At 69.0% G+C, this 2215-nt stretch carries 3 protein-coding genes; 1 reads left to right on the forward strand and 2 read right to left on the reverse strand.

Annotation, left to right across the window (positions count from 1 at the left end; all coding sequences use genetic code 11):
* A partial coding sequence (locus tag VF468_17755) for a delta-60 repeat domain-containing protein (protein HEX5880137.1) occupies positions 1-465 on the forward strand: 465 nt, incomplete at its 5' end.
* Positions 466-748: 283 nt separating this feature from the next.
* On the opposite strand, the gene VF468_17760 is transcribed toward VF468_17755, so the two are convergent.
* The gene (locus VF468_17760) at positions 749-1414 is read right to left on the reverse strand and encodes an HAD-IA family hydrolase (GenBank protein ID HEX5880138.1); all 666 of its coding nucleotides are present in this window, start codon (positions 1412-1414) and stop codon (positions 749-751) included.
* 377 nt (positions 1415-1791) lie between these two features.
* Positions 1792-2215, reverse strand: a 424-nt coding sequence (locus tag VF468_17765; GenBank protein ID HEX5880139.1) for a hypothetical protein, incomplete at its 5' end; no start/stop codon positions are given.

Below are 2215 nucleotides of genomic sequence, written 5' to 3' on the forward strand. Positions count from 1 at the left end.
ACCGGCGGCACGGTGACCACCGACATCGGCGGCGGCGATGATGTCGCCCGCGCCCTGGCGGTGCAGGCCGATGGCAAGCTGGTCGCCGCCGGGGTCGCCCCCACCGCGACGGGTTCGGACTTCGCCCTGGCCCGCTACAACCCCAACGGCACCCTGGACGCCAGCTTCGGAGCCGGCGGCACGGTAACCACCGATCTCATCGGCGGTGCCAACGCGCTGGTCGTCCAGGCCGATGGCAAGCTGGTGGCCGCCGGGGTTGCCGGCCAGGACTTCGGCCTGGCCCGCTACAACCCCAACGGCACCCTGGATGCAAGCTTCGGGGCCGGCGGGACGGTGACCACCGACATCGCCGGCGACAGTGATGCTGCCCAAGCGCTGGCGGTGCAGGCCGATGGCAAGCTGGTGGCCGCCGGAGGGGCTGGGCCGGGCGGAGATTTCGCTCTGGCCCGCTACCGTACCCGCTGACCATCACCGAGGAGAGCTCGACCGGCTACTCGGCAGACCACAAGCACCCCCGCCAACTCTGCCGCCACCGCTAGGGAGATGACAGCCAGTGGTTACGGGACAGGACATCTGGCTATCTGCTTAGCGAAAGCGAGCCGCATGCCCCTCTCGGCAACAAGGCTCATCTGTTCGTAGGTCGTGTCTGACGAAGGTGGCTTGGTAGGGCGCCTCCATTCGCCATCCCGGCAAGGAGGCGAGGATGGCGTGGCCGTGCCGGCTCAGCGTTCGGCGGGGTTGATCCGGCTCAGCTGCCGGTCATGGGGACCAGGTCCTCGAGCGTGCTGATCCAGGGGACGGCGGCGGGTGGATCGGCGGTGCGGACGATGGCCCTCCCGCCGTAGCCGAGCTCGATTGCCGCCGCGACCAGGTCGGGAGCGTCATCGACAAAGACGCACTCGTGTGGGGGCAGGCCGAGCGCGGCGCTGCCGGCCCGGTACATGCGGGGGTCCGGCTTGCGGCATCCCAGCACGGCCGAGATGACGAACCCCTGGAAGTAGGTGTCCAGGCCGAGCCGGCGGTACAGGTGCTCCAGGCCCGGCCAGTTGTCGGACACGATGGCCATCCGGACCCCACCTGCCCGCAGCCGCTCCAGCACCCCAGGGACCTCGGGGAACGGCTCGACCAGGGGGCGGGCGCCGGGGTGCTCGAGCTCCCACAGCAGCTCCGGTGGAGGCCGTCGGACACCGAGCGCACCCAGGATCGCCCGGTGGTACTCGGCCAGGCTGGGCGTGGTCGACCCGGCATCCAGGACCTGTTGGCCGGCCGCGAAGGCCTGCGGGAAGGCGTCCACGACAAGCTCGGGCAGGTGCCGCAGCACGACCTCCTCGAAGTCGAACTGCGGGTTCCAGCGTCCCCCGACAGGACGGATCAGGGTGTCGCCCGAGTCGAACAGCACCCCACGAAAGCCCACCTTGGTCACCCCGTGACGCCACGCATGCCGCGGTCTTCTGGCAAATCTTCTGGCAAACGGCCGGCTGGAGGGAGCCTGGGGAGCGTTTTGGCTGGTGGGCGTGACAGGTTTCGAACCTGTGGCCTCTGCCGTGTGAACGCAAGCACGGCCGTTGCTTGACCAGCGGCGATGCGGTGATCGTGCCTTCGACCTTGGCAGTTGGTGTCGTTGCGTGTCGGCTGCTGCCGGTTGGTTGCAGGGTGTTCGCCGCCTGTTCGCCGCCTGCTCCACCTTCGGATGGTCTTCGCCGTAGCGGTTGGTCTCGCTGGGCCAGTCGAGGTCGGTCGCGCCAGCCCTGGCGAAGGCGACGGCGTCCAAGGCGGTTGGCCCGAGGTTGCCTACGGGTTGCAGCCGAACGCTGTGGTGTCGAACGAGGTGCCGTCGGTGCGCTTGAAGGACTGCGTCCAGCCGTCACTGCGCAGCACCAGCTTGAGGAACCCGAAGTGGTCGTCGTCGGCCGCGGACCGGGCCGGATGGACCGGTCCCCGGAAGGGGATCAGGTCACGACCACCGGTGCCGACGATGTTGGACCAGATGCCCCGGCGGTGGTCGATGGTCCCGTTGAAGATCATGGGCTTGAGCCGTTCGTAGACATGGTTGTGGGCGCTCAGAACCAGGTCCACGCCACGGGCGGCGCCCTCGTTGTCCATGACATTCCAGAGGGTCGCCATGGACGGCTTGCCCCCCACCGCTGCTTGGGTGGCGAAGCGGGGCTCGTGGAACACGGCCATGATGCAGCGGATGTGCTGGTTGGCGGCGAGC

The organism is Actinomycetota bacterium, from assembly GCA_036280995.1.
In the GTDB taxonomy this organism is placed as follows: Bacteria; Actinomycetota; CALGFH01; order CALGFH01; family CALGFH01; genus CALGFH01.